Origin of the sequence: Achromobacter sp., assembly GCF_036567245.1 — a bacterium.
GTDB lineage: Bacteria > Pseudomonadota > Gammaproteobacteria > Burkholderiales > Burkholderiaceae_B > Achromobacter.
In genome coordinates this window covers 1-21,488 of sequence record NZ_DATCUY010000080.1, presented here as the reverse complement: position 1 = coordinate 21,488, position 21,488 = coordinate 1, and the positions used below count along the sequence as shown (strand labels likewise).

Sequence of the window (21,488 nt, the reverse complement as noted above, 5' to 3'; positions counted from 1 at the left end):
CCGGCGGGCGATGGCGGCGGACGCCTGGTGGTGCGCGACAACATCGAGCATCGGACCGATATCGAGCGCTACTACCGCGCTGGCGTGCGTGCCGCGCGCGAGGACGTGCTGATCGCCAACGCCTACTTCTTTCCCGGCTATCAGCTGCTGCATGACCTGGCCAATGCCGCCCGCCGCGGCGTGCGCGTGCGGCTGCTGCTACAGGGCGAACCCGACGTGCTGGTGGCGCGGCTGGCGGCGTCCATGCTGTACGACTACCTGATCGACGCGGGCGTGGAGATATACGAGTACTGCAAACGGCCGCTGCACGGAAAAGTGGCTTGCGTGGACCAGGACTGGAGCACGATAGGGTCCAGCAACCTGGATCCGCTCAGCCTGGCGCTGAACCTGGAGGCCAACGTGGTGGCGCGCGATGCCGGATTGAACGCCGCGCTGCGCGGCAGCCTGGACCGGCTCATCGAACAGGATTGCCGGCGCATCGAGCTGCCCGAAGGTTCGAAGCGGCGCTTGCGGCGGTTGTGGATCGGGGTGGTCGTGTTCCACTTCCTGCGGCGCTTTCCCGCCTGGGCCGGCAGCCTGCCCGCGCACAAGCCGCGCCTGAAGTCCATTGCCATGGAACCGCAGCGGGAGTCGGCATGAGAGTGTTCCGTTCCACGCTGACGCGCGCATGGCGCCACCGCTGGCCCCGCCTCAAGCGGGCGCTGCCGGCGGTGGTGCTCGTGTTGGTGGCGGCGTTGCTGTACTACTTTGGCCGTTCGGTCGACTGGGCCCAGGTCTGGATCGCCATGCGCAGGATTCCGCCAGACACGATTGCCGTCGCTGCCGGACTCGTCGCGGCGGGCTACCTGGTCTATGGCGCCCTGGATTTGCTGAGCAAACGCTACACCGGCCATACCCTGCCCTGGCCGAAAGTGCTGGGCGTGGCCATGATGAGCTATGCCCTGAATCTCAGCCTGGGCGTGCTGCTGGGGGGCCTGGGCGCGCGCCTCAGGCTTTACGCCCGGCTGGGCTGCCGCAAGTCCTTGGCGACGCGGGTCGCCCTGTTTTCGGCGGCGTCCAACTGGATAGGCTACGCATGGGTGGCGGGCATGCTGTTCGTGTCGGGTGCGGTGCCCGTGCCGCAGGGCTGGGCCATAGGTTCGAATCTGTTGCGTGCGCTCGGCGCGGTGCTGCTGATGCTGGCGGCCGGCTATGTGGCGGTGTGCGCACGGGCGCGGCAGCGCACCTGGACCTGGATGGGACAGCACGCCGTCCTGCCCGGCACCCTGATGGCTGTAGCCCAAAGCCTCGTGGCCGCGCTGTCGTGGGCCATCATGGGCGCCATCATCTACCTGCTATTGCAGGGCAAAGCCAGCTACCCCGCCGTGCTGGGCATACTGCTGTGCGCCAGTTTCGCCGCCCTCATCATCCGCGTGCCGGGCGGGCTGGGCACCACCGAAGCAATCTTCGTAGCTACGCTCGCGCCCGGGATTCCAGCCGCCGAGGTGCTGGGCGCGGTGCTGACCTACCGCGCGCTTTATGCGTTCACGCCGCTGTTCCTTGCCCTGGCGGCGTTTGCCGCGATGGAGGTGAAACTGAGACACAGGCGGGCGCACACGGCAGCGCCACCCGCGGATGGCGGCGGCAACAACGCGCGCGAGTCGTTCAAGGCTTAGGCGTGAGCATGTCCGACAAGGCATTGCCCAGTTCCTTCACGGCGCCAGTGACGCCCTCCGCCGCGCCCTCGGCGCCGACCCCTATCGCATGGCCGAAGCCCCGGGCAACCTGCGCGGTAAAGCCGCGCGTGACCGAAAACTTGGGATTGTCCAGGTCGCCTGCCAGCGCGAAGTCGAAGCGCAGCGTGCCGCTCTGGTCCTTCAGCGCCGCCAGCACCGCCTTGCGCGGCAATGAAAACAGGCTGCCGTCGCCGCTGAAGCGCAAGCCGCGCAATGCCACCGCGCCGGTGGCCTGAAGCTGGCGCTTGGCGATGGCCGTGCGCATGTCCAGGTCCATGGCGCCCGCGGCCAGCGACGTGGCGCCATTGTCCGCCAGGTAGGGAGCGGCATGCTTGATGTCCATATTGCGCACCGCGACCTTGATGTCGGCATCCGTCCCGCCAACCACCAGCCAACCTTCCGCGCGCACCGTGGCGGCGCCCTTGCGGTTGCCTTCGATGTTGCCGCTGAACTCCATGTCGCTGCGGGTGCCGTCGCCGGGTATGGCCAGCGGACGCAGGCGCGCCTGGACGTCCGAAAACGGGATCTTGTGCGCGGGCCTGGAGACCGCCGCATCCTCGAAATCCAGGCGGCCGTCGCGCAGGATCAGCTCCGCGATGCGGATCGGCGTCCTGGGCCGGGATTGGCCGTCGCCGCCTTCGCCGGCTCGCAACGAGGACTGCAGGGCGGGCGCGATGTCCATGTCGCCATTCGCCCTGCGCACCACGGTGAAGTCGAAACCTTCGATGGTGATGGTCTTGAAGACCGCCTCATGCCGCAGGAAGGCGGGCCATTCAGGCTCCAGGATGACCTGGCGCGCCGTGGCGCCCGCCTGGCCGGTGCCGCCGGAGATCGTCACGTCCTTGAGGATCACCCGCGAATACCCCATCTCGACGTGGCCGACCTGGCCGCGCGGGCCCAGCATGTTCGCGATGCGTTGTTCGGCGATGCGCAAGGCGGCAAACGCCAGCACCACGGCCACGGCCGCAATCAGGGTCAAGACCGCCAAGGCGTTGCCCCATGGCGACTTGCGGCGTGGCACGGACGGGTCGAGGCTCATCGTGGATTCCGGAGGTGCGGCGCGATCCGAGCATGGTCCTGGAAACGCCCCGTCCCATCAATGGGCAAAAAGGATTAGGCGCTCAGCGGCGTTTCTGGTCAGCCATGAAGCACACGCCAGCCAGCACGCCTATGAGCGCCGCGCCAACCAGGCTTTTCCAGGCGTTCTCGTGGACATACTCGTCCGCCGCTTGGGAGGCATGCCTGGCCCGGTCCCAGGCCGCCCGTTCCCAGCCCTTGGCGTGTTCGCGCGCGGCTTCCAGCTGCTGCTTGAGGCCGTCGCGCGCCGCTTCGATTTCCGATCCGCCGTAGCTGGCCGTGCTGCGCAGCAAGGCTTCGGTTCCGGAGATCAGCTCGCGTACCGTGCGCGTGGAGTTGTCAGCCGGTTGAAAAAAGTCCCGCAATCCATGGTGCTTGTTCATAGGTGCTCCTGGTGAAAAAAAGGTGCGCTCCGGACCGCCGCCAAGCGCGGTCCGTCGAGCCGGTCGATGCCGGGCGTCTGCTGGGGATCCAGCCCCGGCATGAGGTTGGGTAGGCTGTCGGGCGGCCAGCGGCCGCGTTGGTCCTTTTCCTGCCCGGCGGGATCGGGCCCCGGTTGTTCCGCCGGGTGCTGTTCCGGGCCCGGCTGCTGGCGGTCCCTGGGTTGGACAGGCTTTGAAGGCGTGGTCTTGGTCATGGCATGCTCCTGGACGACAAATACGATCGATGCCGCAGAGCGGTTCGCGGGCTTCATGCTGCCTAAGAACGGGCTTTTTCGACTGCCGGCAAATCCTGCACATCGTTTGGAAAAATGACGCAGGTCGCGCTGCGCCGCGCCATGGCGGTGCCCATGCGCGGTCGATCATGTGGCGCGCCTGCTTCGTTGTCGCCGCCATCCGCGGGCAATCGTGCGCCACAGTATTCATTCGAGCGTCCCTGGGTCGTCCGCAATCGGCAGAACGCCGGGATCAGCAATTGCCGTTCCCGGCGGCCTGGCGCCTGCGGCGGACCTGCAGCGGGCACGGCGCTTGCGGATGAAAGCCCTGCGGCGGACGCGTTGGACGATCCCTCGCACAAAGGGAGTTGGCATGGCGAAGATTCGAATCCTGGTAGTGGCGGGCGAAGCGTTTCCCCTGGCGAAGACAGGCGGCCTGGGGGACGCAATCACGGGCATGGCGCGCGCGCTGCGCGAAGCCGGGTTTCCCTTGATGGTGCTGCTTCCGGCGTACCGCGGCGTGCGGCAACGCCTGGAGCGGGTCCGGGTGGCTGCTTCCCTGCCTAACCTGCCGGGAGGCGATGCGCGGCTCCTCGTCGGCCATTGCGCCCAGTCCGGGCTGGACTTCCTGCTGTTGGAAAACGATGCGCTCTATGACCGGCCGGGCATCTATCTGGATGAAAACAGTTGCGAGCACGGCGACAATGCGCTGCGCTACGCGGCGCTGGCCCATGCGGCGGTACGCGTGGCGGGCGGCCTGCCCGGCATTGCGCGGCCGACCCTGCTGCACGCGCACGACTGGCACGCCGGCCTGGTGCCGCTCTTGCTGCGGGAATACGGGCCACGCGATGTCAGGAGCATCCTGACCATCCACAACCTGGCATTCCAGGGACAGTTCCCCATGGAATGCGCCGCGTCGCTGGGCATACCCGAGCGCTACTGCAATGACGAGGCCGCGGGCGCATGGGGCCGGCTGAACTTCCTCAAGGCCGGCATCCGCTATGCCGACCGCGTCACGACCGTCAGCCACACCTACGCCCGCGAAATCCTGACGCCCGCCTTCGGCTGCGGCCTGGAGGCGCTGCTGCGGCGCCGCGCCGCCGATCTCGTGCCTATTCCCAATGGCATCGACAACATCCTGTGGAATCCGGCCCGCGATCCGCACCTGGGTTCCTTGCGATTCTCGGCGCGCGATCTCAGCAGGAAGGCGCGCTGCAAGGCGGCCCTGCAGCGCGAGTTCGGCTTGCTCGAAGACGCCGACGCCGCGCTCATGGCCATGGGCAGCAGACTGACGGAACAGAAGATGGCGGATGTTGCCGCGCAGGCGCTGCCCGAGGCCCTGGAACGCCACCCGCGCCTGCAAGTCGCGATCCTCGGCCAGGGCGACCGCCGGCTGGAAGAGGCTTTGAAAGCGCTGAGCGCGCGCTATCCGGGACGCTGCGCCACCCGTATCGGTTATGACGAGGCGGTGGCGCACCGGCTGCACGCGGGCTCCGACGTACTGCTGCATGGCAGCCGCTTCGAGCCCTTCGGCCTGACACCGCTGTACGCGATGCGCTACGGGTCGATCCCCATAGGCTCGCGAGTGGGCGGCATGGCCGACACGATCGACGATCCGGGGCCGCGCGCGTCGCTCTCGGCCATGGCCGGCGCCAACGGCCTGCTGTTCGACGGCGACGATCCGGCGGCCATGGCCGCTGCGATTGCCCGGGCCCTGCGCCTGCGCGAGGACGCCATGCTCTGGCGCACCATGCAGCGCAACGCCATGAGCGCGGACTTCAGCTGGCGCTCGGCCGCAGGGCCCTACGCCGAACTCTACCGTTCGCTGGCCGATGCCGACAGGCGGACCCGCATCCCCACCCCGGCCGAAGCATCCGCGCACGCCACCGCTCTGCGGGCGGGGCAAGGTTCCGCCAGGTCGCTGCCCGCGCCCGCCATATAAGCGTGCCCACAGGAGGAAGCCGGTGCCCACAGCCAACGCCGCCCACGCTCCATTGCGCCTCTACCACGCCGGTGGCGGCGCACCCGGGTCTACTTCCGCGTCTGGCGGCGAGTTGGATCCGGCCTTGTATGCGCGCCTGCGGCAACGCGGTTTCAATGCGCTGCTGATGCCCGCGCCCTGGTTATTGGCGCCAGGCAGCGTCTCCCCCGCGCCGCTGGACGCAGACTACGCATTGCTCGCAGGCAAGCGCGTGCCCATGACCGAATGGATCGCACATGCAACGGGACAACTGGCGCAGCATGGCCTGGCTCTGTACCTGGATATCGTGCTGGACCGTTGCGCCGTCGACGCCATGCCCGGCACGGCAGGCCCGGGCTGGTACCAACCGCCTTCCGGCAACCCCGCGCGAGACCCGCGCATGAGCGCCGAAGCGCGCGACGTGCTGCATTTGCGGCCAGGTCCGCCGCCGCCCGGCTTACTCCAGGCCTGGGGCGAGCGGCTGCGGCGCTGGACGGAGCGCGGCGCCGCGGGCTATGCCTTTCAGGCGCCACTATGTCTCCCGGCGCCAGATTGGGCCGAACTGGCGGCGGCGTTGCGGGGCGGGCAGCCGGCCCCGCAGATGCTTGCCTGGGCCCCCGGACTCACGCCTGAATCGCTGGCGGCGCTGCGCGGCGCGGGATTCGACGGCCTGTTTTCGTCCTTGCCGTGGTGGGACTTCAAGTCCGGCTGGCTGGCGGAAGAAGACGGCAGGCTGCGCGCCATTGCGTCCGTAATCGCCTCGCCGCCCCGGTCGGCGCCCGGCATGCCGCGCGCTGCCACCGACAAGCGCGCGGCCTGGACTGCGGCGCTATGCGCCGACGCCCTTATGTTCGACGACCAGGATGAAGCCCAGTTGCCCGACGTGGCCGCCGCTAACCACTGGTTTGCGCAGGCCGGCTTGCGCGGGCCGCTACGCCTGGCGGGCGGACGCGATGGCCATTGCACCATGCTGCTGCGCGCATGCGCCGCGGGCACCGCCGTCCTGGCGCTCAACCCGTCGGACACGGCTGAGGCAAGCGTGGACTGGGATGCGCTGGCCCCTCTGCTGCCGCCGGCCGATTTCCTGTCCGAAGGCGTGCCGGGCGGCCTGGCGCCGCAAACCGACAGCATCGCGCCGGCGGGCTGCGCCATGTTCCTGCTCGAGCCCACGCACCCGGTGCGCGAAGCCTCGCGGCACGCCGCGCGCCGCATGGACGGCGCCGCCAGCCAGCGCATCGTCGTCGAGCAAGTCAGCCCCGCCGTGGACGGCGGCGCTTTCCCCGTCAAGTGCATACCGCATGAGCGGATTCCGGTGTGCGCCGACATCTACATGGACGGCCATGAACTGCTGGCGGCCGAACTGCGCTGGCGTGCGGCCGACGAGACCTCGTGGCGCGCCACGCCCTTTGCGCGCGGTTTGAACGACCGCTGGGAGGCGGCGTTCCGTCCGCGCCGCATTGGGCCGCACGAGTTCGTCATTCATGCCTGGCTCGACGTCTGGCAGACCTTCCGCCATGACCTGGAAGTGAAGCATCAGGCCGGCGTGGACTTGCGCCTGGAAGTGGAGGAAGGCCTGCTGATGCTGCGCGCGGCCTTGGCGCGCGCTCGCAACGCCTCGCATCCCGGCGCCGTGACCGTGCGCAATACCTTGCAGAGATTCAGCAAGTCCGCCGAAGGAGAGATGGCCCCACCGACGCCGGAGCAGTTGTCCGCCCTGCTGGACGAGGATCTGGCCGGCACCATGCGCGAACTGGACGACCGTCCCTTCGAATATGTCAGCCCCGCGCACTATCCGGTCTGGGTGGACCGCGGCCAGGCCTGCCACGCCAGCTGGTATGAACTGTTCCCGCGCTCCCAGTCCGCGCAAGCCGGCCAGCACGGCACCTTCGATGACGTCATCGCACGCCTGCCCGACCTGCGCGAGATGGGGTTCGACGTGCTCTATCTGCCGCCCGTCCATCCCATCGGACAGCGCAACCGCAAGGGACGCAACAACAGCCTGCACGCGGCACCCGGCGATGTGGGCAGTCCTTATGCCATCGGCTCTACCGACGGCGGGCACGACGCGATCGAACCCCTGCTGGGCGGGCTGGACGGTTTCCTCAGGCTGGTGGAAGCTGCGCACGCGCATGGCATGGAGGTGGCGCTGGATTTCGCGATCCAGTGCTCTCCCGACCATCCCTGGCTGGCGCGCCACGCCGACTGGTTCTCCTGGCGCCCGGACGGTTCCCTGCGCTACGCCGAGAATCCGCCCAAGAAGTACCAGGACATCGTCAATGTGGCCTTCTACGGCGCCGCGGCCCGCCACGCCCGCAAGCTGGCTTTGTGGCGCGCGCTGCGCGACGTGGTGCTGTTCTGGGTGCACCATGGCGTGCGCACCTTCCGCGTCGACAACCCGCATACCAAGCCCCTGCCGTTCTGGCAGTGGCTGATCGCCGAGGTCCATGCCCAGCATCCCGACGTGATCTTCCTGTCCGAAGCCTTCACCCGTCCCAAGATGATGTACCGGCTGGCGAAGATCGGTTTTACCCAGTCCTATACCTATTTCACCTGGCGCAACGACAAGGCGGAACTGGAGGCCTACCTGGAAGAACTTTCCACTCCGCCCGCGGCGGACTTCTTCCGGCCGCACTTCTTCGTCAACACCCCCGACATCAACCCCCACTTCCTGCAGACCTCCGGCCGCCCGGGCTTTCTGATACGCGCCGCGCTGGCCGCGCTGGGGTCCGGTCTATGGGGCATGTACAGCGGCTTCGAACTGTGCGAATCGGCCGCCCTGCCGGGCAAGGAGGAGTACCTGGATTCGGAAAAGTACGAACTCCGACAGCGCGACTGGTTCGCCCCAGGCAACATCCGCGCGGAGATCACCCGCCTGAACCAGATCCGGCGCGCCAATCCCGCCTTGCAGAGCCATCGGGGCCTGACCCTGGTGCGCAGCGGTAACGACCGCGTGCTGGCCTTCTGCAAGTCCACGCCCGGCCGCGGCAATTTCATTCTGGCGGCGATCAGCCTGGATCCCTTCCAGCCACAGGCGGCGCGCATCGAAGCGCCCTTCTGGCTGTTTGGCCAGGCCGACAGCGGGCGGTTGATCGCCGAAGACCTGCTGGCTGAACGCAGCGAGCCATGGCAGGGCCAGACGCGCGAAATGACGCTGCATCCCGATCAACCCTATCGCGTGTGGCGCCTGTCGCTGCATGGATGATGTCCCACGCCCATTGCCATGATCAGTGAAACCCAGCCCCTCCAGGACGACGGCCTTTGGTACAAGGACGCGGTCATCTATCAGCTGCACGTCAAGTCCTTCTTCGACTCGAATGGCGATGGCGTGGGCGACCTGCCCGGGCTGATCTCCAAGCTGGATTACATCTCCAGCCTGGGGGTCAATACGATCTGGCTGCTGCCCTTCTATCCCTCGCCCCGCCGCGACGACGGCTATGACATTGCCGACTATCGGGGCGTGCATCCGGACTACGGCACCGTGGCCGACGTCAGAAAGCTGATCCGCGCGGCGCACGCCCGCGGCCTGCGCGTCATCACCGAGCTGGTGGTCAATCACACCTCGGACCAGCATCCCTGGTTCCGCCGCGCCCGCGCGGCCAGGCCGGGATCGGCCGCGCGCAATTTCTACGTCTGGTCGGACAACGACAAGGCTTACGCCGGCACGCGCGTCATCTTCTGCGATACCGAGAAATCCAATTGGACCTGGGATCCGGAGGCCGGCGCCTACTTCTGGCACCGCTTCTATTCCCACCAGCCCGACCTGAACTACGACAACCCGCAGGTACTCAAGGAAGTGCTGGCCGTGATGCGCTACTGGCTGGACATGGGGGTGGACGGGCTGCGGCTGGACGCGGTGCCGTATCTGGTCGAACGCGAAGGCACCAACAACGAGAACCTGCCCGAGACGCACGATGTGCTCAAGCGCATCCGGTCCGTGATCGATGCCGAATATCCCAACCGGCTGCTGCTGGCCGAGGCCAACCAATGGCCGGAGGACGCGCAGGAATACTTCGGCGCCGGGGACGAATGCCATATGTCCTTCCATTTCCCGCTGATGCCGCGCATGTACATGGCAATCGCGCAGGAGGACCGTTTCCCGATCATCGACATCATGCGCCAGACGCCGGACATTCCCGCCACCTGCCAATGGGCCATCTTCCTGCGCAACCACGATGAACTGACGCTGGAAATGGTCACCAGCCGCGAACGCGACTATCTCTGGAACGTGTACGCGGCCGACCCGCGCGCCCGCATCAACCTCGGCATCCGGCGCCGCCTGGCACCGCTGCTGGAGCGCGACCGGCGCCGGGTGGAACTGATGAACAGCCTGCTGTTGTCCATGCCCGGCACGCCGGTGCTGTACTACGGCGACGAACTGGGCATGGGCGACAACGTGCACCTGGGCGACCGCGATGGCGTGCGCACGCCGATGCAGTGGTCGCCGGACCGCAACGGCGGCTTCTCGCGCGCCGATCCCGAGCAGTTGCCGCTGCCCGTGCTCATGGGGCCGTTGTACGGTTACGAAGCGGTGAACGTGGAGGCGCAACAGCGCGATCCGCATTCCCTGCTCAACTGGACCCGTCGCCTGCTGGCGCAGCGCCGGCAGAGCCATGCGTTCGGGCGCGGCGCGCTGCGCTTCATCTTCGCCGGCAATCGGAAGATCCTGGCCTACCTGCGGCAATGGCAGGACACCACCATCCTGTGCGTGGCCAACCTGTCCAACGCCGCCCAACCGGTCGAGCTGCAGCTGCAGGAGTTCAACGGCTGCGTGCCGGTCGAAATGCTGGGAGGAACGCCGTTCCCGGCGGTGGGCGAACTGCCCTACCTCCTGACCCTGCCGCCTTACGCGTTCTATTGGCTGGACCTGAGCAACCAGGCCGCCCCGCCTGACTGGCATGCGAGTACGCCTGAGCAGATGCCGGAGCTGACCACGCTGGTATTGCGCGCGCATGGCGGAGCGGCCTTGACGGACGCTTCTCGCGCCACATTGGAACGCGAGGTATTGCCGCAGTACCTGGCGCGCCAGCGCTGGTATCCGGGCAAGCAGCCGCCTGCCCGCGCGCGCCTGGCCTACGCCACGCCTTTCACCTCGGCCGATGGCGAATACTACTGGGCCGAGGTCGAGCCCGAGGATGGCGTCACCGGCTTGCGGGCACAGGCGCCTTTCGTGCTGGTGTGGGACGAGACCGCCGCCGTGCAGTATGCGATTGCGCGGGTCCGCCGCGGCGCCGAAGTCGGCGTGCTGGCCGACGCATTCCTGCAAGCCGGTTTCGTGCGCGGCGTGGTCCAGTCCTTGCAGGAGGGCCGCGAGCTCGACGGCCGCAGCGGCGGCAAGCCCGGAGACAAGCCGGGCGTGATCCGTTTCCTGCCCGAGGAAGGCCTGGCCGCCATGGAGCTTGCCCAGGACGCCGAACTGCAGTGGCTGACCGCGGAACAATCCAACAGCTCGGTCATCGTCGACGGCAAGCTCATCCTGAAGCTGATTCGGGCGGTCCAGGCCGGCGGATCGCCCGAGGTGGAAATGACCCGCTACCTGACGCGGGCGGGCTATGCGAACATGCCCGCCCTGCTGGGAGAAGTGCAGCGGGAGGACGCCGACGGCGTGGTCCACACCTTGGCGGTGGCGCACCGCTACGTCATCAACGAGGGCGACGCATGGAGCTGGACGCTGGATCTCCTGAAGCGCACCCTGGACAATGCGCTGCTGGTGAACCAGAGCCCGGACGAATTCGCGCAGGATCTGCAAGGCTACGCCGCCATGGCCGCCACCATGGGCGAACGCCTGGCGCAGATGCACAACCTGCTGGCGCTACCGACCGACGATCCCGCTTTTCAAACGCGCCAGGCCAGCCAGGCGGACGCCGACGCGCGCGCGCGGCACATCCAGAAGCTGCTGGAGCGCGCGGAAAAGGATCTGCGCGCCCAACTCCGCAAGCTCGAAGCCCCTTCGCGCGCCTGCGCCGAATGGTACTTCGAGCACCGCGCCCGTCTGGCGGCGCGCGTGGCCGCGATGGCACAGGCCGAAACCGGAACCCTGTGCCTGCGGGTGCACGGCGACTTCCACCTGGGGCAGGTGCTGGTGGCGCAGGCGGACGCCTACCTCATCGACTTCGAGGGCGAACCGGTCAGCAGCGTGCAGGCTCGCCGTGCCCTGGCCTCGCCCTACAAGGATGTCGCGGGCATGCTGCGTTCGTTCGACTATGCCGCCGCCTCGATCGCCCGCGCCGACATCATCGGCGGCGCGCCGCCCGACGCCAATGCCGGCGCTAGCGAAGCCATGGGCACGACCATCAGTCCCGCCGAACTGCGCGACGCGCTGCTGGCGCGCTTCCGCCAGACCGCCACCCGGGCTTTCCTGCAAGGCTACCGCGATGCGCGCGCCTCGGCGCTGATTCCGCCTGCGGACGAGGACACGCTGCTGGCCCTGGCCGAACTGGAGAAAGCGGCCTATGAAGTGAGCTACGAGGCGGCGCATCGCCCGGACTGGATCTCGATACCGCTGTGCGCGCTGACCGAGCTGGCGCGCAGCCTGCTGCTGTCGGCGGCGGTGGACGATGAGGACACGCCATCATGAACCAGGACATGCGCGCCGACGCCGCAGCCATCCTCGCCGATCCCGCCGAACTGGCGGCGCTGGCCTGCGGCTTGCACAACGATCCCTATGCCTTCCTGGGGCCGCACGATGGCGAGCTGCGCGTGTATGCCCCGGGCGCGCGGCGTGTTGACGCACTGGACCCGAGCGCCACGCGCACCGCGTTGCGTGAACAGGGCCAGGGCCTGTTTCTTGGCCGCGTGCCGTACGCACGGGCGGGAGATGCAGGCTCATACCGTCTGGCCATCCAGTGGCCCGATGCCGAGCAGGTCACCGCCGATCCCTATGCCTTCGGCCCCCTGCTGGACGAAGAGACGCTGGAGCAACTGGCGCAAGGCTCATGGCGCAGCGCCGGCACGGCCCTCGGCGCGCGGCTGATGGAAGTCGATGGCGTGGCCGGCCTGCGCTGCGCAGTGTGGGCGCCGAATGCGCAGCGCGTGGCCGTGGTGGGCGATTTCAACGCCTGGGACAGCCGCCGGCACGGCATGCGGCTGCGGCATCGCGCCGGCGTCTGGGAGGTATTCGTCCCGGGCGTACGCGCTGGCGAACGCTACAAATTCGCCATCACCGACCGCGCCGGCACCCAGCGGCTGAAGGCCGATCCGCTGGCACGCCGCAGCGAAGCGCCGCCGGCCACCGCTTCGGTGGTAGAGGATCCGGCGGACTATTCCTGGGAAGACCAGACCTGGATGACAGACCGGTGGGCGCGCCAATCTCCCGAGGCGCCGCTGTCCATCTACGAAGTGCACGCCGGTTCCTGGCTTCCCGAAGAGGCCGGATCGGACGCCTGCACCTGGGACCGGCTGGCCGACAAACTGCCCGCCTACGCCCGCGCCATGGGCTTCAGCCATGTGGAGCTGCTGCCCGTCATGGAGCACCCCTTCGGCGGATCCTGGGGCTACCAGCCCCTGGGCATGTTCGCACCCGCCGCGCGTTATGGGCCGCCGGAGGCGTTCGCCCGCTTCGTCGACCGCTGCCACCACGCCGGCATCGGCGTCATCCTGGATTGGGTACCCGCGCATTTCCCGGATGATGCGCACGGCCTGGCCCGCTTCGACGGCAGCGCGCTGTACGAGTACGAGGATCCGCGCGAAGGCTACCACCCGGACTGGCACACCATGGTCTACAACCTGGGGCGCACGGAGGTGCAGGCCTTCATGATCGCCAGCGCGCTGCACTGGCTGCAGCGCTTCCACGTCGATGGATTGAGGGTCGACGCGGTGGCGTCCATGCTGTATCGCGACTACAGCCGCCAGCCCGGGCAATGGATCCCCAACCGCTACGGCGGCCGCGAAAACCTTGAAGCGGTGCAGTTCCTGCAGGCGCTGAACAGCACCGTGCGGCAGGAAGTCCCGGACGCCATCATGGTGGCCGAGGAATCCACCGCCTGGCCGGGCGTGACCGCGCCGGTCGCCGAGGGCGGTCTGGGTTTTCACTACAAGTGGAACATGGGCTGGATGCATGACACCCTGCGCTATCTTTCCCAAGACCCCGTGCACCGCAAGCATCACCACCACGACATCACATTCAGCATGGTGTACGCGTACAGCGAGCGCTTCATCCTGCCGCTGTCGCACGACGAAGTGGTGCACGGCAAGGGTTCCCTGCTGGCCAAGATGCCGGGCGATGCGGCCGCCAGGCTTGCCAACCTGCGCGCCTACCTGGGCTTCATGTGGGCGCATCCAGGCAAGAAGCTGCTGTTTATGGGCGGCGAGATGGCCCAGCCGCGCGAGTGGAACCATGACGAGCCGCTGGATTGGGAGCTGCTGGACCGTCCCGGGCACCTGGGCATGCAGCGCCTGGTCGCCGATTTGAATGGCCTGTACCGGGCGCTGCCGGCGCTGCACGCGCAGGATGCCGACCCCGCCGGCTTTGCCTGGACGATCCTGGACGATCGCGACAACAGCGTGGTCGCCTTCATCCGCAGCGACGGCACCCACCACGTACTCGCGGTGGCCAACTTCACGCCGGTGGCGCGGCATGACTACCGCATAGGCGTGCCGCAGGCCGGACGCTGGACCGAAAGGCTGAATACCGATGCCACCCACTATGGCGGATCGGGCCAGGGCAACCAGGGCGGCGCCAGCACCGGAGAAAGCGCGTCCCACGGCCAGCCCCAGGCCTTGTCGCTCACCTTGCCGCCCCTGGCCACCCTCTTCCTGCTCTATGAAGGTTGAACGCATATGGATCCGACGCAATTCACGCGCATAGCCGGCGGCCAGCCCCACCCGCTGGGCGCGGTCAGCGATGGCCTGGGCGTGAACTTCGCGGTGTTCTCGGCCAACGCCACCCGCATCGAACTGTGCCTGTTCGACGCCCGGGGCCGCAAGGAGCTGCGCCGCTTCGACCTGCCAGAATGCACCGACGAGGTCTGGCACGGCTACCTGCCGGACGCCCATCCCGGGCTGGTATACGGCTACCGCGCCCACGGCCCGCATGATCCGCGCAACGGGCACCGCTTCAATCCCCACAAGCTGCTGCTGGATCCTTACGCGAAGCAGTTGACCGGCCCGCTGCATTGGAGCGACGCGCTGTTCGGCTACCGCATGAACCACGCGCGCGCCGACCTCAGCATCGACCGGCGCGACAGCGCGCCCGCCATGCCCAAGGCCATCGTGGCCGAGGAAATGCCGTTCACCTGGGGCAACAGCCGGCCGCCGGCCACGGCCTGGAACGATTCCGTCATCTACGAAGTCCATGTGCGCGGCGCCTCCATGCTGCGCGAAGACTTGCGCCAGCCCCTGCGGGGCACCTGCTCCGCCCTGGCCGACCCGCGCTTCATCGAGCATCTGCAGCGGCTGGGCGTCACCGCCGTGGAACTGCTGCCGGTGCAGGCGTTCCTGCAGGACCGCTTCCTGACCGAACGCGGTCTGCGCAACTACTGGGGCTACAGCACGCTGTCGTACTTCGCGCCGGAACCGTTCTATCTCCAACACAATCCCAACGAACTGCGCCAGGCCATACGCAGGCTGCACGCCGCCGGCATCGAGGTCATCCTGGACGTGGTCTACAACCACACCTGCGAAGGCAGCGAACTGGGGCCCACGCTGTCCTGGCGCGGTCTGGACAATGCCAGCTACTACCGGCTGGTGCCGGGCGACGAACGCTATTACATCAACGACACCGGCTGCGGCAACACCGTCAACCTGTCGCATCCGCGCGTGCTGCAGATGGTCACGGATTCGCTGCGCTACTGGGCGCAGTCCTATGGGGTCGACGGCTTCCGCTTCGACCTGGGGGTGACGCTGGGCCGCGAGGGCACCGGCTATGACCCCGGTTCGGGCTTCTTCGACGCGGTGTTGCAGGATCCCGTGCTGGCCCGCCTGAAGCTGATTTCCGAGCCCTGGGACGTGGGCCCGGACGGCTATCAGCTGGGCAACCATCCGCCCGGCTTCGCGGAGTGGAACGACAAGTTCCGCGATGCCACCCGGCGCTACTGGCGCGGGGATCCTTCCATGCGTGGCGAGATGGCGGCGCGCCTGTGCGGATCGCGCGACCTGTTCGACCGCCGCCATCGCCGTCCCTGGAGCAGCATCAACTACGTGGCGTCGCACGACGGCTTCACGCTGGCCGACATCGTCAGCTACGACGCCAGCCACAACGAGGCCAACGGCGAAGGCGGCAACGACGGCCATGGCGAGAACTACAGCCACAACTGGGGCGCGGAAGGCGCAACCGACGATGCGGCGATCCTGCAGACCCGCAAGCTGGTGCAGCGGGCCCAGCTTGCCTGCGTGTTCCTGTCCGATGGCACGCCCATGCTGCTGGCCGGCGACGAGTTCGGCAATAGCCAGGAAGGCAACAACAATGCCTATTGCCAGGACAACGCCCTGTCATGGCTGGACTGGACGCAGGCGCAGACCGATGAGGGCCGCGAACTCAGCCGCTATGCGGCGCGCCTGATCGCGTTGCGACGTGCCCACCCCAGCGTGCGTGGCGCGCGCTACGGCGACGCCGGCCAGGAGCTTGCGCCCGGTGTAAAGGCCATCGCCTGGTTCGACCCCGCGGGTGCGGAGCTGGACGCCGCCGCCTGGGAATCGGAGCAGGACAACGCCATGGCCCTGCGCCGCGCCGCCTGCCGCGAGGACGGCAGCGTCGACGTGACCCTGCTGATGCTGAATCCGGGCGCGGAGGACGTCGTGTTCCAGGTGCCGCCATCCGCCCTGGCCTGGATCCGCGAACTGGATTCCGCCACGCAGGCGCCCGCCGCGCCCCTGGCCGACGCCGCCATCACGGTGGCCGCGCGCAGCGTGGTGCTGCTGGCAGCAATCCACGTTCCGGGAGATTCTCCATGACGCACGCTTATGCATCCGGCGCCATCCCGCTGGAAAGCGGCGTCACGCGCTTCCGCCTGTGGGCGCCCTCCGCGCCAGCCGGCCTGGCGCTCGAGGTCGAAGGCCATCCGCCCATCGCCTTGCACCCCGGCCCGGACGGCTATGCGCAAGCGGACGTCGACTGCCCCATCGGCGCCCGCTACCACTACCGCCTGGACGCCGACACCGTCGCGCCCGACCCCGCCTCGCGCCTGCAGCACCGCGACGTGCATGGCGACAGCGTGGTGGTCGCACCGGACGCCTACCCGTGGCGCTACGCGACCTGGCGGGGACGCCCCTGGGAAGAATCCGTCCTGTACGAGACCCATGCCGGCCTGGAGGGCGGCTACGCGGGCCTGCTCGCGCGCCTGCCCGAACTGGCGGCGCTGGGCGTCACGCTGCTGGAGCTCATGCCCGTCGCCGACTTTCCCGGGCCGCGCAACTGGGGCTATGACGGCATATTGCCCTATGCGCCCGACACCGCCTACGGCACGCCCGATGAGCTCAAGCGCCTGATCGACGAGGCCCATGGACTGGAGATGGGCGTCATGCTGGACGTGGTCTACAACCATTTCGGCCCCGACGGCAACTACCTGCCGCGTTACGCCGCGCCGTTTTTCAGGAAGGACGTCGCCACCCCCTGGGGCGATGCGATCGATTTCCGCCAGCCCGCGGTCAGCCAGTTCTTCAAGGACAACGCGCTGTACTGGCTCACGGAATATCGCTTCGACGGACTGCGCCTGGATGCCGTGCACGCCATTGCCGGCCATGAATGGCTGCATGAACTGGCGCAATACCTGCGGCAGCACATTCCTGCCGAGCGCTACGTGCATCTGGTGCTGGAAAACGACGACAACCGGGCCAGCCTGCTGCAGGGAGATTTCGACGCGCAATGGAACGATGACGCCCACCATGCCCTGCATTGCCTGCTGACCGGCGAGAGCCACGGCTACTACTCGGATTACAGCGCGCAGCCAGCCCAGGCGCTGGCGCGCTGCCTGGCCGAAGGCTGGCTGTACCAGGGGCAGCGTTCGCCGTACCGTGGCGGGCAGGCGCGCGGCGAGCCCAGCGCGGCGCTCCCGCCTACGGCCTTCGTGCTGTTCCTGCAGAACCATGACCAGACGGGCAACCGGGCGGGCGGCGAACGCCTGGCCAGCCTGGTCGACAACCCCGCCCGGCTACGGGCAGCGGTCGCGCTGCAATTGCTGGCGCCGCAGATTCCGCTGATCTTCATAGGCGAGGAACGTGGCGCACGCACGCCGTTCCACTACTTCACCAGCCATGCAGATCCGGCTTTGGCGCAAGCGGTGCGCGACGGCCGCCGGCGCGAGTTCTCGCGATTTCCTGAATTCCAGGCTGCGGCCCCGCTGGCCGATCCGAACGATCCCGACACCTACCTCGCGAGCAAGCCGCGCGCCAGCGCTGCGGACGCGCAAGCCTGGATGCGCGACTACGCGGTCCTGCTGCATTTGCGCGCCCGCCTGATTGCCCCGCGGCTGAGGGGCGCGACCAGCCTGGGCGCGGCCGCAATTGGCGACCGCGGCGTATTCGCACGCTGGGAGCTGGCCGGCGGCGCGCGGCTGACGGTCTATGCGAATCTCGGCCCCGACCGTCTGGCCTTGCCCGTATCCTTGCAGGCGGGCGCCGAAGCCTATGCCACGCTGCTCTTCGAATCCCTGGCCGGCGCCCGCGACGCGCTGATCCAGGCAGAAGTGTGCGGCAACAGCACCGTGTGGCTGCTCGAGGAACCGGCATGACCGCCGCGCCTTCTGACGATGCTGCCCTGTCCGCGCTGGCCGCCCGGGCCGGCATCGCCGAGCACTGGACCGATGCGCGCCAACGCCCGCAACGCGTATCCCCGGATACCTTGCGGTTGCTGCTGGCGGGCATGGGCCTGCCGGCCCACAGCGCCGAGGACATCCGCGAAAGCGACCTTCGGCTGAGCGCGGAGCGCGCCGGCCGGTTGCCGCCCTTGCTGGTCGCCCGCTGCGGCATGGCCACGCCCCTGCCCCCGTCGACGCTGGGCCGCTATCGCATCGTGTGCGAATCGGGCGCGACCTTCGAAGGCGACATCACGGACGATTGCGGCCTGGCAGCGCCGGACGAGCCCGGCTATCACGCGCTATACCTGGGAGCGGAACGGACCGTGCTCGCCGTCGCGCCGAAGCAGGCGCCCGGCCTGGAGCTGTTGACGGCAACCGCCCGGCCGCGCGCCTGGGGACTTTGCGCGCAGGTCTACAGCCTGAGGCGCGATGCCCGCGGCAGCCACCCCGATGACGGCGATTATGGCGACTTCGCCGCCGTGCGCGAACTGGCCGTGGCAGCCGCAGCCGAAGGCGCCGATGCGCTGGCCATCAGCCCGGTGCACGCCATGTTTGCCGCGCAGCCGCAGCGCTGTAGTCCGTATGCCCCCTCCAGCCGCCTGTTCCTGAACACGCTGTATGCGGACCCCGCCGCAGTGCTGGGCATGGAGGCCCTGCGCCAGGCTTGGGCGGATTGCGGCGCCGTGCCGTCCGCAGCGGAGCTGATCGATTGGCCGCAGGCGGGTGCGCGGCGCCAGCGTCTGCTGCGCGCGCTGCATCGGCAGTTTCGCGCGACGGGCTCGGTGGATTGCCGCCAGCGCTACCACGCCTTCTGCGCCCGGCGCGGCAAGGCGCTGCGCGATCATGCGGTGTTCGAGGCCCTGCATGCCGCCCAGGCGGTGCGCAAGGCAGCCCCCTTGTCCTGGATGCACTGGGCGGCAGGCCTGCGCGACCCGGACTCGCCCGAGGTCGAGAGGTTCGCGCGGCAGCATCCTGAAGAAGTCGATTTCCATCGGTTCGCCCAATGGCTGGCGGCCGAGAGCCTGGCCGGCGCGCAAGACGCGGCACGGCGGGCCGGCATGGGCATAGGGCTGATCGCCGACCTGGCCGTCGGCGACAGTCCTGATGGCAGCCACGTCTGGAGCCGGCAGACCGACCTGTTGCCGGGACTGTCCATCGGCGCCCCGCCCGACATCCACAACCCTCTGGGCCAGAATTGGAACCTGACCGCCTTCTCGCCGCGCGCGATGCAATCCCAGGGGTATGCGGCCTTCATCGATATGTTGCGCGCGTCTCTGGCTCACGCCGGCGGATTGCGCATCGACCACATCCTGGGCATGGCGCGGCTGTGGCTGGTACCCGACGGCCTTGCCGCCGGCGCGGGCGCCTACTTGCGTTATCCGCTGCCAGAACTGCTGGCGTTGACGGCGCTCGAGGCCTGGCGCCATCGGGCCCTGGCCATCGGCGAGAACCTGGGCACGGTGCCAGAGGGATTCAACCGCGAGCTGGCGGATCACGGCATTCTGGGCATGAACGTACTGTGGTTCATGCGGCGGGAGCCGGAAGCGGCGGTTGAGCCAACCGTGCCGGACGCGCCAGAACCCTTTCTTGCCCCCGAAGCCTGGCCCGCCGAGGCTGTGGCCATGACCAGCACGCACGACCTGCCTACCTTGCACGGCTGGTGGGCCGAACGCGACATCGATGTCCGTGCCAAGCTGAACCTGCTGGGCGCGGAAGATAACGAAGGGTCGTTGCGGCGCCGCCGGTGCATGGACCGTGGCTTGCTCGCGCAAGCCATGGGCTGTCCCGCCGTCCCCGAGCGTCCGCCCTTGGCGGACATGCTGCGCTTCGTGTCTTCCAGCGCCTGCCCGCTGCTACTCGTTCCGATGGAGGATCTGACCGGCGAACTGGAACAGCCCAACCTGCCCGGCACCGTGGACCAGCATCCCAACTGGCGCCAGCGCCTGCCCGCCGGCAGCCAGGCCTGCTTCGCCGATCCGGCGGTGCAGGCGCGGCTGCAAGCCATGCGCGCGGGGCGAGGCCAGCCATGAGCATGCCGCGCGCCACCGCCCGGCTGCAACTGCATGCCGGCTACACCTTGGAGGACGCCCGTGCCTGCGTGGACTATTACGCCGACCTTGGTGTGAGCCATCTGTACCTGTCGCCGATCACCCGCGCCCGCGCCGGCTCCACGCACGGCTATGACGTGGTCGACCACGCCATGGTCAATCCGGAGCTGGGCGGCGAGCCTGCGCTCAGGGACCTCGCCCAGGCGGCACGCCGGCGCGGGTTGGGCCTCATCGCGGACATCGTCCCCAATCACATGGCGGCCCATCCGGACAATGCCTGGTGGCGCGATGTACTGGAGCATGGCGCCGCAAGCGCGCACGCGCGCTGCTTCGACATCAGTTGGGATGGCCCGGACCCGGCGCTGCGCGGCAAGGTCGTGCTGCCCATCCTGCCGGAGCCCTATGGCGTGGCGCTGGACCAAGGCGTCATGCTGCTGCGCCATGACGGCGACAGCGGACGGATCGAACTGGAAGTGTCCGGCCTGCGCTATCCGGTAGCGCCGGAGTCGATTCCACACGGGCTGGATCCGCAAACCTTGTTGCGCCGATGTGATCCCGCCCGCAGGGCCGGCCGCGAACGCCTGCACCGTTTGCTCGAATGCCAGCATTACCGGCTGGCCTGGTGGCGCAATGCCACCGACCAGATCAACTGGCGGCGCTTTTTTGAGATCAGCGAACTCGTCGGAGTGCGGGTCGAAGACGAAGCCGTGTTCGATGCCGTGCATGCGCTGGTGCTGCGTCTGTATGCGCAGGGCGTACTGGACGGACTGCGCATCGACCACATCGACGGCCTCGCGGCGCCAGGCGCCTACCTGCGCCGCCTGAGCCAGCGCCTGGCCGAGGCTGGCGCCAGCCGTCCGCCTTCCTGCGCGCAAGCGCAAGCCTATCTGGTAGCGGAGAAAATCCTGGCACCGGACGAATCGCCCGATCCACGCTGGCCATTGCACGGCACCACCGGCTACGACTTCATGGATCAGGTGGGTGCGTTGCTGCACGATCCTGATGCCGAGGCGCCGCTGTGCGCCTTCTGGCAACTGCTGACAGGCGACCTGCGGGCGCCGCAGCAGCAGCTGGAGGCGGCGCGCACGCGCATGCTGCAGCGGCACTTTCCGGCGGAACGGCTGGCGCTGGTCGGCAGCCTGGAACGGGTAGCGCGGCAACACCGCCAGACCCGCGATTGGAGCGCGGTGTCGATAGACCGCGTGCTGTCCGCCTGGCTGACTGCCTTTCCGGTCTATCGAACTTATGCCGAGGACGGCGGGCGCAGCGGCGCGGACCAGCATTGGTGCGAGCACGCCACCCGGC

The 21,488-nt window shown here is 68.5% G+C and carries 13 protein-coding genes; 10 read left to right on the top strand and 3 right to left on the bottom strand.

The window, feature by feature from the left end:
• The coding region (gene clsB / locus VIR09_RS03285; protein WP_332011577.1) for a cardiolipin synthase ClsB at nucleotides 1–639 on the top strand (639 nt) is incomplete at its 5' end.
• On the top strand, nucleotides 636–1,655 hold the full coding sequence (locus VIR09_RS03280; RefSeq protein ID WP_332011576.1) for a lysylphosphatidylglycerol synthase transmembrane domain-containing protein: 1,020 nt from the start codon (nucleotides 636–638) through the stop codon (nucleotides 1,653–1,655). The genes clsB and VIR09_RS03280, both read left to right, overlap by 4 nt.
• Here VIR09_RS03280 and VIR09_RS03275 read toward each other — a convergent pair.
• The 3 genes from VIR09_RS03275 to VIR09_RS03265 form a co-directional block, all read right to left on the bottom strand.
• The gene (locus VIR09_RS03275; RefSeq protein WP_332011575.1) at nucleotides 1,645–2,754 is read right to left on the bottom strand and encodes a DUF748 domain-containing protein; all 1,110 of its coding nucleotides are present in this window, start codon (nucleotides 2,752–2,754) and stop codon (nucleotides 1,645–1,647) included. The two genes, VIR09_RS03280 and VIR09_RS03275, sit on opposite strands and share 11 nt — an antisense overlap.
• 82 nt (nucleotides 2,755–2,836) lie before the next feature.
• The gene (locus VIR09_RS03270) at nucleotides 2,837–3,175 is read right to left on the bottom strand and encodes a DUF883 family protein (RefSeq protein WP_332011574.1); all 339 of its coding nucleotides are present in this window, start codon (nucleotides 3,173–3,175) and stop codon (nucleotides 2,837–2,839) included.
• The gene (locus tag VIR09_RS03265; RefSeq protein ID WP_332011573.1) at nucleotides 3,172–3,429 is read right to left on the bottom strand and encodes a hypothetical protein; all 258 of its coding nucleotides are present in this window, start codon (nucleotides 3,427–3,429) and stop codon (nucleotides 3,172–3,174) included. Before VIR09_RS03265 ends, VIR09_RS03270 begins: the two co-directional genes overlap by 4 nt.
• A 391-nt stretch (nucleotides 3,430–3,820) precedes the next feature.
• On the opposite strand from VIR09_RS03265, the gene glgA reads away from it, so the two are divergent.
• The 8 genes from glgA to treY form a co-directional block, all read left to right on the top strand.
• Nucleotides 3,821–5,389, top strand: a complete 1,569-nt coding sequence (gene glgA / locus VIR09_RS03260; RefSeq protein ID WP_332011572.1) for a glycogen synthase GlgA — start codon at nucleotides 3,821–3,823, stop codon at nucleotides 5,387–5,389.
• Nucleotides 5,390–5,411: 22 nt separating this feature from the next.
• The gene (locus VIR09_RS03255) at nucleotides 5,412–8,609 is read left to right on the top strand and encodes an alpha-1,4-glucan--maltose-1-phosphate maltosyltransferase (RefSeq protein ID WP_332011571.1); all 3,198 of its coding nucleotides are present in this window, start codon (nucleotides 5,412–5,414) and stop codon (nucleotides 8,607–8,609) included.
• An 18-nt stretch (nucleotides 8,610–8,627) separates the two neighbouring features.
• Complete coding sequence (treS, locus tag VIR09_RS03250; RefSeq protein ID WP_332011570.1) at nucleotides 8,628–11,981, top strand: maltose alpha-D-glucosyltransferase; 3,354 nt, start codon at nucleotides 8,628–8,630, stop codon at nucleotides 11,979–11,981.
• On the top strand, nucleotides 11,978–14,176 hold the full coding sequence (gene glgB / locus VIR09_RS03245; RefSeq protein WP_332011569.1) for a 1,4-alpha-glucan branching protein GlgB: 2,199 nt from the start codon (nucleotides 11,978–11,980) through the stop codon (nucleotides 14,174–14,176). Before treS ends, glgB begins: the two co-directional genes overlap by 4 nt.
• A gap of 6 nt (nucleotides 14,177–14,182) precedes the next feature.
• On the top strand, nucleotides 14,183–16,294 hold the full coding sequence (glgX, locus tag VIR09_RS03240) for a glycogen debranching protein GlgX (protein ID WP_332011568.1): 2,112 nt from the start codon (nucleotides 14,183–14,185) through the stop codon (nucleotides 16,292–16,294).
• Entirely contained in the window at nucleotides 16,291–18,069 is a 1,779-nt protein-coding gene (gene treZ / locus VIR09_RS03235) for a malto-oligosyltrehalose trehalohydrolase (protein WP_332011567.1), read from the top strand. The genes glgX and treZ overlap by 4 nt, the downstream gene beginning before the upstream one ends.
• On the top strand, nucleotides 18,066–20,165 hold the full coding sequence (gene malQ, locus VIR09_RS03230) for a 4-alpha-glucanotransferase (protein ID WP_332011566.1): 2,100 nt from the start codon (nucleotides 18,066–18,068) through the stop codon (nucleotides 20,163–20,165). The genes treZ and malQ overlap by 4 nt, the downstream gene beginning before the upstream one ends.
• Nucleotides 20,162–21,488: malto-oligosyltrehalose synthase (gene treY / locus VIR09_RS03225; protein WP_332011565.1), on the top strand; the 1,327-nt coding region annotated here is incomplete at its 3' end. The genes malQ and treY, both read left to right, overlap by 4 nt.